The following is a 14193-nucleotide window of genomic DNA, read 5'->3' as shown; positions in this document are numbered from 1 at the left end:
ACCCCGATATGGCGGAACCGTTCGGCGCTGTCCGCGTCCCGGCGGCCGGGACGGAGCGGAAGAGGGCCCGGACCGGGCCCTTCGGCCGACCGCGGCCGTCAGGCGGTGACGATGTTGACCAGCTTCGGCGCGCGCACGATCACCTTGCGGATCCCGGCGCCGTCCAGCGCGGCGACCACCTTCTCGTCGGCCAGCGCCACCTTCTCCAGCTCCTCCTCGGAGATCGAGGGGGGAACCTCCAGCCGCGCCTTGACCTTGCCCTTGATCTGGACGACGCAGGTCACGGTCTCGTCCACGACGTACGCCGGGTCGGCGACCGGGAAGTCCCGGTGGACGACCGAGTCGGTGTGGCCCAGCCGGCGCCACACTTCCTCGGCGATGTGCGGGGCCAGCGGCGCGATCAGCAGCACCAGGGCCTCGGCGACCGAGTGCGGCACCGCTCCCTGCGTCTTGGTCAGGTGGTTGTTCAGCTCGGTGATCTTGGCGATGGCGGTGTTGAACCGCAGACCCTCCAGGTCCTGGCGCACTCCGTCGATCGCCTTGTGCAGCGCCCGCAGGGTGTCCTCGTCGGGCTCCGCGTCGACGACGGTGACCTCACCGGACGTCTCGTCCACCACGTTGCGCCACAGCCGCTGCAGCAGCCGGAACTGACCGACCACCGCGCGCGTGTCCCACGGCCGCGACACGTCCAGCGGACCCATCGCCATCTCGTACAGGCGCAGCGTGTCGGCCCCGTACTCGGCGCAGATCTCGTCCGGAGTGACCGCGTTCTTCAGGGACTTGCCCATCTTGCCCAGCAGTCGGCTGACCTTCTCGCCCTGGTAGTAGTACGCGCCGTCGCGCTCCTCCACCTCGGCGGCCGGAACCGCGATGCCGCGGCTGTCGCGGTAGACGTAGGCCTGGATCATGCCCTGGTTGAACAGCTTGTGGAACGGCTCCGCCGAGGAGACGTACCCCAGGTCGTACAGGACCTTCGACCAGAACCGCGCGTACAGCAGGTGCAGCACCGCGTGCTCGGCGCCGCCGACGTACAGGTCGACTCCACCGTGCGGCATGCCCTCGCGGGGGCCCATCCAGTAGCGCTCGATGTCCGGGTCGACCAGCTTCTGGTCGTTGTGCGGGTCCAGGTAGCGCAGCTCGTACCAGCACGAACCGGCCCAGTTGGGCATGGTGTTGGTCTCGCGGCGGTACTTCTTCGGCCCGTCGCCCAGGTCCAGGGTGACGTCGACCCATTCCTCGTTGCGCGACAGCGGGGTCTCGGGCTGGGTGTCCGCGTCGTCCGGGTCGAAGGTGCGCGGCGAGTAGTCCTCGACCTCCGGCAGCTCCAGCGGCAGCATCGACTCGGGCAGCGCGTGGGCGACGCCGTCCTCGTCGTAGACGATCGGGAAGGGCTCGCCCCAGTAGCGCTGGCGGCTGAACAGCCAGTCACGCAGGCGGAAGTTCACGGTACCCTCGCCGATGCCCTTGCGCGCCAGCCACTCGGTGATCCGCGCCTTGGCCTCGGCGACGTTCAGACCGTCCAGCGAGACGGCCTCCGCGGAGGAGTTGACGATCTTCGCGTCGTACGAGACGAAGGCGTCCTCCCAGGTCGAGGGGTCGGTGCCGCGACCGTCGGTCGGCTCCACGACACAGCGGATCGGCAGCTCGAAGGCCCTGGCGAAGGCGAAGTCGCGGGTGTCGTGCGCGGGGACGGCCATGATCGCGCCGGTGCCGTAGCCCATCAGGACGTAGTCGGCGATGAAGACCGGGACCTTCTGGCCGTTGACGGGGTTGGTGGCGTACGCGCCCGTGAAGACGCCGGTCTTGTCCTTGGCCTCGGCCTGACGTTCGACGTCGGACTTGGAGGCGGCCTGGGCGCGATAGGAGGCGACGGCCTCGGCGGGCGTGGCGTGACCGCCGGTCCACACGTCATGGGTGCCCTCGGGCCAGGCCTCCGGGGTGAACTTGTCGACCAGCGGGTGCTCGGGCGCCAGCACCATGTAGGTGGAGCCGAACAGGGTGTCCTGGCGCGTGGTGAAGATCGTGATCGCTTCGCCGTCGATCGGGAAGTCGACACGGGCGCCCTCGGAGCGGCCGATCCAGTTGCGCTGCTGCAGCTTGATGGCCTCCGGCCAGTCCAGCTCCTCCAGGTCCTCCAGCAGCCGGTCGGCGTACGCGGTGATGCGCATGTTCCACTGGCGCAGCTTGGCCTTGAAGACGGGGAAGTTCCCGCGCTCGGAGCGGCCGTCGGCGGTGACCTCCTCGTTCGCCAGGACGGTGCCCAGGCCGGGGCACCAGTTGACGGGCGCGTCGGAGGCGTAGGCCAGGCGGAACTCGCCCAGGACGTCGGCGCGCTCGGCGACGCTCAGCTCGTTCCACGCGCGCGTGGTGCCCGGGACGCCGCGCTCACCGGACTCGAACTGGGCGATCAGCTCGGCGATCGGACGGGCCTTGCGCGCCTCGTCGTCGTACCAGGAGTTGAAGATCTGCAGGAAGATCCACTGCGTCCACTTGTAGTAGTCCGGGTCGATCGTGGCGAACGACCGGCGCTTGTCGTGGCCCAGGCCCAGCCGGCGCAGCTGGATCTTCATGTTCTCCATGTTGGCCTCGGTGGACACGCGCGGGTGCGTGCCGGTCTGCACGGCGTACTGCTCGGCGGGCAGGCCGAAGGCGTCGAAGCCCAGGGTGTGCAGGACGTTGTGGCCGGTCATGCGCTGGAACCGGGCGAACACATCGGTGGCGATGTAGCCCAGGGGGTGACCGACGTGCAGACCCGCACCGGAGGGGTACGGGAACATGTCCATGATGAACTTCTTGGGCCTGGCGGCCAGCTCCGGGTCGCCGGCCAGGTCGCCCTTCGGGTTCGGCGCCTCGTAGGTGCCGTCGGCGTCCCAGAAGTCCTGCCAGCGTGCCTCGATCTCGGCCGCCATGGCGGCCGTGTAGCGGTGCGGCGCGGTCTCCGCCGATACGGCAGCGGCGACAGCGGGGTTCGTCTCGCTCATGATCCTCAAAGCTCCATCGATCGTCTCTGCCGGCGGAAATGAAAAAGCCCCTCGCACAGGAGGGGACGCCGCGCCGATTCCGACCATCCGTTACGTCCGGCGGTCGGGACTGATCAGCGCGGCCCGCTAAGCAGAAGGCGTACGGCACGCATGGCGCCAGGGTACCCCAGCGTCCGAGCGCACCGCGACGGGCTTCCCGGCGGCACGCCCGGTAGCGGACCGCAGTGAACCCAACACGGGACCCAGCCGTACTCAGTCACCGACGGTCGAGTTGTGAAGGCCACGAAAGGCTGAACAAGGTTCAAATGTTACTTCGCGTAATGACAGCTAATCGGACATCGCTACCACCCCGTTGCCCTTTGATAACAACGCAATAACTCAAACCACGTACTGCCCGGTTTGGAGCCCCTTAGAGTGCGGCAGCGGGACCGCCTTCCCGAAACTGTTCGGAGTTGCCCCCATGAACCCTCCTCGTAGTAACAGCTCGCTCCCCAAGCCGGGCCGCTCGGCCTACGGCATGGCGACGGCTGTCGTACTGCTGCTGATACCAGTGATCGTGCTCGCCGGCGGAAACGCAGTCCGTGACTTCCTCAACTTCGGAGCGGGCGTCCTCTCGCTCGTATCGCTCAGCTGCTCGGTGATCTGGGGGCTCGTCGCCCAGGACCGGATCTTCCTCAACATCCGTCAGCGGCTCGTCGCCCAGGCCGTGCACCGGACGACCGCAGTCGCCTCGATCGCGTTCCTCCTGGTGCACATCACCGTCAAACTGGCACTCGACCACACCGTGCTGATCGCCGCACTGATCCCCTTCAGCCTCGGCGTCAGCGGCTCCGCCGGACTCATCGGCCTCGGCTCCCTGGCCGGCCTGCTCATGATCTTCGTGGGGGTGACCGGCGCGTTGCGCGGCGCCTTCGCGTCCCCGGCCCCCGTCGCGGCCCGCTGGCGGGCGATGCACATGCTGGCCTACCCGTCCTGGTGCGCCGCGCTGATCCACGGCCTGTACGCGGGACGCGCGGCGAAGCCTTTCTTCACGGTGTCGTACGAGCTCTGCCTGCTCGGCGTCATGGCGGCACTGGCCCTGCGCGCGGCGCCTCGCCCGGTCAAGCGGAAGGTGGCCGACCGGATCTTCGCGATCGTCGGAACCGACGACAGGCCCGGACGCGACGGACTGGACGCCAGCCGCGCCCGCAACGCGGAGGCGGCCGCCGCCCTGGCGGGCTTCGGAGCGCGCTCAGCGGGCCGCGCCGGCGCCGACAGCGGACTGATCCCCCAGCAGCCCTCCTCGCCCCTCTACAACGCCCCTCCGGCCCGCACCATGACCCCCGAGCCCGGAAACGGCTTCGCGGCCGCCTACCGCGCCATGTCGGCCACCCCGCGCGCCCAGGGCCCGGTCACGCCCGACCCGACGCAGCGCATGAACCCGCAGATGGACATGCAGCCCACGCAGGCGATGCCGCGGATGGACGGCACCGGCAGCACCTCGGGCAGCTGGCCGGTCCCCTCTCCGCCGCCCGTCGGCGAGGCGCCCCCCTCCGCGTACGACCCGCTTCAGGACACCGGATACAACATCCCGGCCTATGGCAATTCCGGCTACAACGGGTACGGCGGGGGTGAGATGTACGACACGAGTGAGACGAACATCCCCTACGGCACGTACAACACGAACAACACGTACAACAGCGGTCCCGCCACTGAGACGTTGCCCGGCGCCTACGACACGCCGAGTACCGGCGAACCCTGGAACGCGCCTTCCGGAGGCTTTTAGTGAACGAGGCCCTGCCCGACGTCCCAGAAGTCCGCGTGGTCGGACTTCCGCAGCTCACGTCGGGCTTCGACCTTGTCGAGCGACTCGACCTGCCCATGCACCTCAAGGTGCACGGCCCGCTCGAGCCGATGGGCGGCGAACAGCTCGCACAGCTGGCCGAGCAGATCTCCTTGAAGGGGCGCGGCGGCGCCGGCTTCCCCTTCCACAAGAAACTGCGGTCGGTCGCCGAGTCGGCGATCCGCCGCGGGATCCGGCCGGTGGTCGTCGTCAACGGCAGCGAGGACGAGCCGGCCTGCCGCAAGGACACGGTGCTGATCAACCGTGCCCCGCACCTGATCCTGGACGGTGCCCTGCTGGTCGCCGAGGCCCTCGGCGCGCGGACGCTCGTGGTCGGGGTGACGCGGGCCTCCACCGAGCGCTCGATGGAGCAGGCGCTGGCCGAGCGCGGGCTGAGTGACCGGCGCGGCGCGCCCATACGCGCGCGCGTGCAGCGCAATCCGGTGCGGATGGTCACCGGCGCCGCCGCGTCGCTGATCCGCTCCATCGACGGCGGTCCGGCCATCCCGCCGGGCCGCAAGACCAGCGCCTCGCAGAGCGGCGTCGGCGGCGCGCCCACGCTGCTGTCGAACGCCGAGACGTTCGCCCAGCTGGCCATCGCCGCGCGCATCGGCGCCGAGCGCTACTGCAACACCGGTCTGTACGACGAGCCGGGCACCGTCATGCTCACCGTCTCGGGCGCGGTCAACCGCCCCATGGTGATCGAGGTGCCGACGGGTGTGCCGCTGCGGTACGTGCTCCAGCTTGCCGGTGCCCCGCCGGCCCCGCAGGGCGTCCTGACCGGCGGCTACCACGGCAAGTGGATCGACGCCGCGACGGTCAACGAGGCGATCGTCTCGCGCAACTCCCTCGACGCGGTCGGCGGCTCGCTCGGCGCCGGCGCGATCCTGCCCATCAGCCAGGAGACCTGCCCGCTGGGTGAGTCCCTGCAGGTGGCCAAGTGGCTGGCCGAGGAGAGCGCGGGCCAGTGCGGGCCCTGCTACCTCGGTCTGCCCGCCGCGGCCCGCGGCATGGAGGACATCCTGAACGGCGGCGGTCCGGCCGCCCTGGAAGCCCTGAAGCAGGTCGCCAAGGCCGTGAAGAGGCGCGGTGCGTGCTCGCACCCGGACGGCTCGGCGATGTTCCTGGAATCGACCATCAAGGCCTTCACCGACGACCTGGCCGCCCATGTCCTCGGCAACGGCTGCGGCAGGCCCGTGGAGGGCGTGCTGCCGCTCTTCGAGGGCGGCAGGGCACCCACGGGCATCGCGGGCGGTGGCCAGGCCGAGCCCGAGGCGGGTGCCAGCCGGCAGAAGATCTTCGTCGACTGGACGCTGTGCCGCGGCCACGGCCTGTGCGCGGACATCCTCCCGGAGGTCTTCGAACTGGGCGCCGACGGCTTCCCCACGGTCGCCCAGGCGCCCGTGCCCCGGTACGCGGAGGCGAAGGCGCTGAGGGCCGTGCGCCGCTGCCCGGCGCTCGCGCTGCGGATCGAGGAGGACACTCGCTCCGGCGCGCCCGCGCGCAACAACCTGCCGGTGCTGTCGCAGGGCCGCGGACGCCGCGCCCTCGGCCGCTGAACCACGGACCACGGGCCACCCCGCGCGGGGTGGCCCACGGCATGCTCGACGCCCGGAACGGGCCCCGCACACGCCGAAGGCGGTCCATCCGATCGGATGGACCGCCTTCAAGTCTTGTGGAGCTAAGGAGAATTGAACTCCTGACCTCCTGCATGCCATGCAGGCGCTCTACCAACTGAGCTATAGCCCCTCGCGGCCACGCGGCGAAGCCGCATCTTGACCATGTCGCCCGGTTTCCCCGGCGGCGACGCCAACATTACACGGTCCACCGGGTGGAACACCAAATCGTTTCCGTCCGTGCGGTTACGGGCCCACCCGCACGGATACACGGGCTGACGCCACGCCCGGACGGCCGACGTCACCGCGGTCCGGGCCCGCGTCCACCCGTCAGGCCGTGGCGAACGAATAGAAGCGTTTGAGCGTGCAGTGCTCATCCAGGAGGCGGCCGTAGATCGGCTCCCCCTCCAGTTCCCGATAGGTCTCGATCGGGTCGCCTTTTATGATCAGCGCCCGCGCGCATTCCTCGCACCAGTACTGGTAGTCCGGATTGACCGGTTCCATGTCGCGGACGATCGGCGTGCCACTGCCGCACCAGTCGCACTTCCGCCTGTGTGCACCCATCAATCAGCTCCAGCTGTGGCCGCAGGCCGTGCACACGTAGGAGATGCCGCCGTTGTCGCCGAGGACCTGTGCGACGTGGGACGAGCCGCAGGAAGGGCAGTCGAGGAGGGTGGCTGTCCGACGTGTCACCGCAACTGCGAGGAGATCGTGGACCTCCCCGCGGATGCTCGCAGGCATCGCTACTCCCTCCCGTCGGGCCGCGCCCCCTTCCGGCCGTTTGATTCTGCCACGGCCGGGCCAATACGGTCAGCGACGCATTCGTACCAGTCCGGACACGGCGCCCAGCGTGGCCGTCGCGGCCAGCGCGTCCATGCACACGAGGGGCGCATCCGAAGAGGTATACGCCCCGGGGGCCCCAAGTGACTCAAGCCCATTCGAGAAGAATCGGCCTGAGGACCGCGAGCCCCGGCCAGGCGGGCCGAGGCGGGTGACGCGACTCCCGTGGGGCAGCGCCGGAGCCACAGCGGGCAGTCCTCCCCGGGCCGCGCACGAGCGCCCGGTGGGCAGCGGGACGGCAGCTCCGGGGCGGGCAGATCGCGACCGGGCGCCCCGTTGCAGCGACCGGCGCCAAGCACCCTCGCTCGCGCCCCATCGTGAAGTGACGCTACATCAGGACGAGCGCATGCGAGGGCATCGCGGCCGAACCAGCCGCCGGCACGAGGCCGAAGGCGAGCAACTCCCCCGCGTTCCCGGCCAGTCCGCAGCGGGCGGAGCGGCCGCGCGCACCCCGTCCCGACGACGCCGGGGTACCGGATCATGGTGTGAGGTGAAACACGGGGCATGAAAAAATCCCGCCCACTGGACGGGATTCTCTATCGATCTTCGATGACTCGAAGTGTCGATCCGTGGAGCTAAGGAGAATTGAACTCCTGACCTCCTGCATGCCATGCAGGCGCTCTACCAACTGAGCTATAGCCCCTTGCGTTCTTCCCGCCCGGCGGGGCGAACAAGAAGAACTTTAGCCTGTGAGCTGCCGGAAAGTGAAATCCGGGCCCCGGTGGCGGTGAGGAGGCGTCAGTCGTCGTCGCCGAGGACCGGCTCCGGCAGCGTGCCAGCGTTGTGCTCCAGAAGGCGCCAGCCGCGTACGCCTTCGCCGAGCACGGACCAGCAGCAGTTGGAGAGACCGCCGAGGCTCTCCCAGTGGCGGGCTTCGAGGCCCAGCAGCCGGCCGATGGTGGTGCGGATCGTGCCGCCGTGGCTGACCACCACGAGAGTGCCGTCCTCGGGGAGCTTCTCGGCGTGCCGCAGGACGACCGGGGCGGCGCGGTCGGCCACCTCGGTCTCCAGTTCGCCACCACCGCGGCGGACGGGCTCACCGCGCTTCCAGGCGGCGTACTCCTCGCCGTACCGGACGATGATCTCCTCGTGGGTCAGCCCCTGCCAGACGCCCGCGTAGGTCTCGCGCAGAGCCTCGTCCAGGGTGACCTCGAGGCCGGTGAGCGCGGCCAGCTCGGCGGCCGTGTGGGCGGCGCGCTTGAGGTCGGAGGCGACGATGGCCTGCGGCTTGAGGGACGCCAGCAGACGGGCGGAGCGGCGGGCCTGGCCGATGCCGGTCTCGGTCAGCTCGACGTCCGTGGAGCCCTGGAAGCGGCGCTCCACGTTCCACGGCGTCTGGCCGTGCCGCCACAGAATGACCCGGCGGCCCCGGCCCTTCTCGCCGGTGCCGGCGCCCCGGGCCGTCACCGCAGCTCCCCGCCCAGATCGGCGTTGAGCTCGGCGGCGTCCTCGGCGGCCTGCAGCCGGGCGTGCTCGGCGGCCTTGCCCCGGGTGGCCTTGGCGTCCGGGGGCAGCTCGAGCTCGGGGCAGTCCTTCCACAGCCGCTCCAGGGCGTAGAAGACGCGCTCCTCGCTGTGCTGGACGTGCACCACGATGTCGACGTAGTCCAGCAGCACCCAGCGGGCCTCGCGGTCGCCCTCCCGGCGCACCGGTTTGGCGCCGAGCTCCTTGTTCAGCCGCTCCTCGATCTCGTCGACGATCGACTTGACCTGGCGGTCGTTGGGCGCGGACGCGAGCAGGAACGCGTCCGTGATCGACAGCACGTCGCTGACGTCGTAGGCGATGATGTCGTGCGCGAGCTTGTCGGCGGCCGCCTGGGCGGCGGCGGTGATGAGCTCGAGAGAACGGTCCGTTGCGGTCACTACGAGGCTTTCCTTCGGCGGTCAGTGATACCTCAAGGGTCTCACGGACCGCTGACGACACCCCACGTGATTAACGGAGCACACCCCCGGCCCTCCAGGGGTGTGGCCCGCGTCACGAGGACGGCTTGTAGTCCTGGCCGAGGACGACCGAGACGTCGGCGCTGCCGGCGATCTTGCCCTTCTTGACGGAGCTGGTCGGCAGACCCAGCGTCTTGGCGACCTCGATCGCGTTCGCCTTGTCGCCGTCGTCGGCGTAGATGACCTGGGAGGCGACCTGGGCCGTGCCGGTGCCGGCGTCGAGGAAGGTGTAACCGCCGTTGACGAGGACGACCCGCGCCCGCTCGGCCGTCGACTTGGAACCGGTGGCGTTCTTGATGCCGACCCGGACGGCGTCCCCGGCCTGGGGGCTCTTCACGGTGCCGCCGAGCAGGGTCTTCACCACCGTGTCGGTGGCCTTCTCACCGATCGAGCCGTCGGACTGGACCGGGAGCAGTTCGGTCTTGTAGTCGCCGTCCTTGGCGTGCTCGGCGAGTTTGGCGAGGAAGGTCCCGAGGTCCTTGTCGTTCAGGGACGGGTCGAGGATCTGGGCGAGCGTCTGCACGGTGATCGTCGCGGCCTGCGGGTCCGAGGACAGCTTGCGCAGCACGCCCTGCATGACCTGGCCGAACCGTGCCAGCTGGGCGTCCTGGGACTCGCCCGGACCACGGTAGGTGGCATAGGCGACGGCCATCTTGCCGCTGAGGGTCTGGTCCTCCCCCTTGTGCACGAGGGGGGCGCCGCCCTTCTTCTTGGCATCGGGGTCGGGGACGTCCGTGTCGGTGGTGACCTCGATGTTGCCGACGAGCTCGACGAGGTTGTTCAGGTACGGGGTGTCCAGGCGCCAGGTGCCCTCGATCTTGGTGCCCAGGACCGAGTCGATGGCGTCGCCGGTGCCGGAGGAGCCGTCGTCGGCGACCGACTTGGCGAGGGTGGTCGTGCTCCCGTCGTCCGAGGTCAGCGCAAGGGAGTTGGGCAGCAGGACGGTGGCGCCCTGCTTGATGGTGGTGTTGTTGACGAGCAGCGCGGTCGAGGTGCCGCCGCCCTTGGTGTTGTGCAGATGGACGACGATGACGTCCCGGTTCTGGGCGCCGGCGGCCGGCGTCGTGCTGCCGGACTTGTGGTCCGAGGAGGTACCGGGCAGCTTGCCCGCGTACCAGAGGTAGCCGACGCCGCCGACGGCCACCAGGGCGAGGACCACGACGAGGCCGACGATCCGGCTGCGCGCCCGGCGCCTGGCCTCCTCGCGGCGCTCCGTGCGGTTCTCGGTGAACTTCAGCCAGTCGATGACGTCTTCGGAGTTGCCGTCCGGCTCCTCGACGAAGGCGAACTGCTCGGTGTGGTAGTCACGGTCACCGCGCTGCTGCGTCCGAGGCGGGGTGTCCCCTCGGCCGTCCGGGCCGCCGCTGAAACCGGCGGGGCCGTCCGTGTGCCCGGATCCGCGCTCGTCCGGACCCGTCTGCTGCGGGATGTAGGCGGTCTGTTCCGTGACACGCGGCTGCTGCCCGCTCGCGGCGGTCTGCCCGTAGGGGTCGTAGCCGGGGGCGGTGTTCCCGTACGGGGCATACGGGTCGTACGAGGGGGCGGACGGCTGCCTGCCGGTTTGCTGCGGCGGCACGGGTCGCTGCCGGCCGGTTTGCTGCGGCGGCACCGGTTGCTGCCGGCCGGTTTGCTGCGGCGGCACGGGTCGCTGCCGGCCGGTTTGCTGCGGCGGCACCGGTTGCTGCCGGCCGGTTTGCTGCGGCGGCACCTGCTGCTGCGGACCGGTCCCGTACGGGTCGTAGCCGTACCCCTGGGGCTGCCGGGGCTGCTGCGTGCCGTAGGGGTCGTATCCCTGCTGGGTCCGCTGGGCAGGGACCTGCTGGTACACAGGCTGCCCGAACTCGTCGTAGCCGACGAGTTCATACTGGTCGCCGCCCGCGTACCCGTCGTATCGGTCGTTCACCGGTGCCCCTATCAGCTCACTCGCCGCGGTACAGCTGCCGCTTGTCGATGTAGCGCACCACACCGTCCGGCACCAGGTACCAGACGGGTTCGCCCTTGGCGACTCTCGCACGGCAGTCTGTGGAGGAGATGGCGAGAGCGGGAACTTCGATGAGTGACACACCGCCCGCGGGCAGGCCCGGGTCGGTCAAGGTGTGACCGGGGCGGGTGACGCCGATGAAGTGCGCCAGGGAGAACAACTCGTCCGTGTGGCGCCAGGTGAGAATCTGGCCCAACGCGTCGGCACCGGTGATGAAGAAGAGGTCGGTGTCGGGATTGAGGGCCTTCAGATCGCGCAGGGTGTCCGTGGTGTAGGTGGGACCCCCGCGGTCGATGTCGATGCGGCTGACCGAGAACTGGGGGTTCTCGGCCGTGGCGATGACCGTCATGAGATAGCGGTCCTCGGCCTCGGACACCTTGCGGTCGGTCTTCTGCCACGGCTGTCCGGTGGGTACGAACACCACCTCGTCGAGGTGGAACTGCGCGGCGACCTCACTGGCCGCGACGAGGTGCCCGTGGTGGATCGGATCGAACGTCCCGCCCATGACGCCCAGGCGGCGTTTGCCCGGGTTCGACGGCCCGCTTCCGGGTCCGAATCCCGGGCCATTCGCCGGACCGGTGGGCATGTGCTGCTCTCCCATGCGTGCAGACCCTACCGGCCCGGCCGACGGAACCCGGCCGACGGTCCCCCACGGACGGCCCTGACCAGGCGTTTTGCCGGACTCAGCGGTCGCGGTTGAAGCGAGTGGTGATCCACAGCAGCAGGAGCAGGATGACAAAGGCCCCTCCGCCCGTCATGAACGGGCTGATGCTGGCATGGCGTTCGCCCTCGCCCTCGGCGAGGGTGGCCAACTGGGCAGCGGTGCTGTGGAAGCTCATCTTCGGCAGTACCTATCCGGTGTGGGCGGGATAAAGACGTCAGTTCATCGTATGCGGGCGCCTGCGCGCCGATCACGCCGACTCCGCCATCGGGGCGGCGGGTTGCCCGGCCGGCCACGCAGCGGGCCGTGCGGCTGCAGAGCCGTCGCGTTCGTCACTGGTCCTTGCGCTTGTAGCCCCGCAGCAGGAACCACGCGGTCAGGGCCGTGCCGAAGACCATCACGATCAGCACGACGCGGAGCAGATTGCCCGGGCCCTGCCGATCGGCGGCCATCGCGGCCTCGGTGAGCCAGGCGGCGGAAATGTGCTCCATGGGATCGCTCCTAACAGTGTGCTGCCCTGCCACCGTATCTCCGCCTAGGCTGGACTCCGCTTCGGGGGCACATCGGGCGTCGCACACCGCGCAGCCATCACTCGAGCGGTGGCCCGATGATCAATCGCACAGTGGTCACCAGACACATGGGGGAACACATGTCCGACGTCGGCCATGAGCACAACGGGCACGAGCACGTGCCGAGCAGGCAGCGCAGGCGTTTCCCGGGGATCTCCTCGCGCGCGTACGAACACCCGGCGGACCGTTCGGCCCTGGTGGCCCTGCGCAGGCTCAGCGGCTTCGACACGGTCTTCAAGGCACTCAGCGGTCTGCTGCCCGAGCGCAGCCTGCGGCTGCTGTTCCTGTCCGACTCGGTGCGGGTCTCGGACGCGCAGTTCGCCCATCTCAACGACATGCTGCGGGACGCCTGTTACATCCTGGACCTGGAGAAGGTCCCGCCGATGTACGTCACCCAGGACCCACAGCCGAACGCGATGTGCATCGGCCTGGACGAGCCGATCATCGTCGTGACCACCGGGCTCGTGGAGCTGCTCGACGAGGAGGAGATGCGGGCGGTCGTCGGGCACGAGGTCGGGCACGCGCTGTCCGGACACTCGGTCTACCGGACCATCCTGCTGTTCCTCACCACCCTCGCGATCCGAGTCGCCTGGATCCCGCTGGGCAACCTCGCGATCATGGCGATCGTGACCGCGCTGCGGGAGTGGTTCCGCAAGTCGGAGCTGTCGGCCGACCGGGCCGGACTGCTGGTCGGGCAGGATCTGCAGGCCTCGATGCGGGGGCTGATGAAGATAGCGGGCGGTAACCACCTGCACGAGATGAACGTGGACGCCTTTCTCGAGCAGGCCGAGGAGTACGACGCCGGAGGCGATCTGCGCGACTCGGTGCTCAAGATCCTCAACGTGCTGCCGCGCAGCCACCCCTTCACCACGGTCCGCGCGGCCGAGCTGAAGAAGTGGGCCGCCTCCCGGGATCACCAGCGGATCATGGACGGCCACTACCAGCGACGCGACGAGGACAAGGACACGTCCGTCTCGGGCTCCTTCCGGGAGTCGGCGGCCAGCTACGCGAACGACGTGAAGGAGTCCAAGGATCCGCTGATGAAGCTGGTCAGCGACCTCGCGGGCGGCGCGGGCGACTTCGGCGGCCGGGTACGGCGCGGCTTCGCCGGCTTCACGAGCAACGCCCCCAAGGACGCCCCCAACGGGCCGCAGGACACCCACCCGGACGACGAGGCCCCCGAGGAGGGCAGCCCCGGGGAGAAGGGCGACGCCTGACCGGACGGCACCGCCGAGCCCATCCGGGCCTCGCCCGGGGGGACGGTCCTCCTGGCCCGGCCCGGGGCCAGGGGCTACGGCGCGGGCCGGAGCCGCGGCGGTCAGGAGCACCTGGTGGCGACGCCCGCGCACAGCGTTGCCGGGCCGCCTCGACCCGGCCGGCTGGTCCCCTGGCCCCGCTCTGGAACCAGCGACGGCTCGGGCCAGGAACGCCTGGCGGCGGCGCTCCGCCCGCGCACAGCCCTGCCCGGCCGCCTCGACCCCGGCAGGCTGGCTCCCTCCCCGCCCAGGGCCAGAGGCCACGCCCCACGCCGTGGGCCGGGAGCCACGGCCCGGGCCAGGAGCCCTGGCGACGACGAACGTCCACGCACAGCTATGGCCGGTTGCCTCGGCCCCAGTGGGCGGTCCCGTGGCTCCCCCAGGGCCAGGTGCTACGGCTCAGAGCAAGAACCGCCTGGCAGCGACGCTCCCGCCCGTCGACATGCCCTGCCGGGCCGCTTCGCCCCCACCCGGCTGATCCCCTGGCCTGTCCAGGGCCAGGGGCCAGGCAAGAACCGCCTGGCAGC

12 protein-coding genes and 2 tRNA genes are annotated in these 14193 nt (G+C 70.1%); 3 read left to right on the top strand and 11 right to left on the bottom strand.

Annotated features, from left to right (window positions below; genetic code table 11):
• Positions 1-98: 98 nt before the first annotated feature.
• Positions 99-2981, bottom strand: a complete 2883-nt coding sequence (gene leuS / locus ABZ904_RS17860) for a leucine--tRNA ligase (RefSeq protein WP_359391035.1) — start codon at positions 2979-2981, stop codon at positions 99-101.
• A gap of 460 nt (positions 2982-3441) precedes the next feature.
• Between leuS and ABZ904_RS17855 the strand changes: the two genes are divergently transcribed.
• Positions 3442-4746: a cytochrome b/b6 domain-containing protein gene (locus ABZ904_RS17855; RefSeq protein WP_360997659.1), complete on the top strand. Its 1305-nt coding sequence runs from the start codon at positions 3442-3444 to the stop codon at positions 4744-4746.
• Positions 4746-6362, top strand: coding sequence for an NADH-ubiquinone oxidoreductase-F iron-sulfur binding region domain-containing protein (locus tag ABZ904_RS17850; RefSeq protein ID WP_360997661.1), 1617 nt, complete (start codon positions 4746-4748; stop codon positions 6360-6362). The genes ABZ904_RS17855 and ABZ904_RS17850 overlap by 1 nt, the downstream gene beginning before the upstream one ends.
• Positions 6363-6479: 117 nt before the next feature.
• Here the strand turns inward: ABZ904_RS17850 and ABZ904_RS17845 are convergent.
• From ABZ904_RS17845 to ABZ904_RS17800, 10 genes are all read right to left on the bottom strand, one after another.
• A tRNA-Ala gene (locus ABZ904_RS17845) sits at positions 6480-6552 on the bottom strand.
• Between the two features lie 197 nt (positions 6553-6749).
• Positions 6750-6983 (bottom strand): hypothetical protein, encoded by a 234-nt coding sequence (locus tag ABZ904_RS17840; protein WP_016643127.1) that lies wholly within the window; start codon positions 6981-6983, stop codon positions 6750-6752.
• 3 nt (positions 6984-6986) lie between these two features.
• Positions 6987-7160 (bottom strand): hypothetical protein, encoded by a 174-nt coding sequence (locus ABZ904_RS17835; RefSeq protein WP_361824107.1) that lies wholly within the window; start codon positions 7158-7160, stop codon positions 6987-6989.
• Between the two features lie 669 nt (positions 7161-7829).
• Positions 7830-7902, bottom strand: a tRNA-Ala gene (locus tag ABZ904_RS17830).
• Positions 7903-7997: 95 nt separating this feature from the next.
• Positions 7998-8666, bottom strand: coding sequence for a histidine phosphatase family protein (locus ABZ904_RS17825; RefSeq protein WP_359391022.1), 669 nt, complete (start codon positions 8664-8666; stop codon positions 7998-8000).
• On the bottom strand, positions 8663-9121 hold the full coding sequence (gene rsfS / locus ABZ904_RS17820; RefSeq protein ID WP_359391019.1) for a ribosome silencing factor: 459 nt from the start codon (positions 9119-9121) through the stop codon (positions 8663-8665). Before rsfS ends, ABZ904_RS17825 begins: the two co-directional genes overlap by 4 nt.
• Positions 9122-9233: 112 nt before the next feature.
• Positions 9234-11102 (bottom strand): LytR C-terminal domain-containing protein, encoded by a 1869-nt coding sequence (locus tag ABZ904_RS17815; RefSeq protein WP_361824103.1) that lies wholly within the window; start codon positions 11100-11102, stop codon positions 9234-9236.
• Positions 11103-11118: 16 nt separating this feature from the next.
• Entirely contained in the window at positions 11119-11781 is a 663-nt protein-coding gene (gene nadD, locus ABZ904_RS17810; protein WP_359391013.1) for a nicotinate-nucleotide adenylyltransferase, read from the bottom strand.
• 82 nt (positions 11782-11863) lie between these two features.
• A complete protein-coding gene (locus tag ABZ904_RS17805; RefSeq protein ID WP_359391010.1) occupies positions 11864-12019 on the bottom strand; it encodes a hypothetical protein in 156 nt (51 codons plus the stop codon).
• 154 nt (positions 12020-12173) lie between these two features.
• Complete coding sequence (locus ABZ904_RS17800) at positions 12174-12332, bottom strand: hypothetical protein (RefSeq protein ID WP_359391007.1); 159 nt, start codon at positions 12330-12332, stop codon at positions 12174-12176.
• A gap of 158 nt (positions 12333-12490) precedes the next feature.
• Between ABZ904_RS17800 and ABZ904_RS17795 the strand changes: the two genes are divergently transcribed.
• Positions 12491-13627, top strand: coding sequence for a M48 family metallopeptidase (locus tag ABZ904_RS17795; RefSeq protein ID WP_359391170.1), 1137 nt, complete (start codon positions 12491-12493; stop codon positions 13625-13627).
• The last annotated feature ends 566 nt before the right edge of the window (positions 13628-14193 follow it).

Source organism: Streptomyces sp. NPDC046900, assembly GCF_040644975.1.
Lineage (GTDB): Bacteria > Actinomycetota > Actinomycetes > Streptomycetales > Streptomycetaceae > Streptomyces.
The sequence above is the reverse complement of the archived record's forward strand: the minus strand, read 5'-3'. Positions and strand labels throughout refer to the sequence as shown.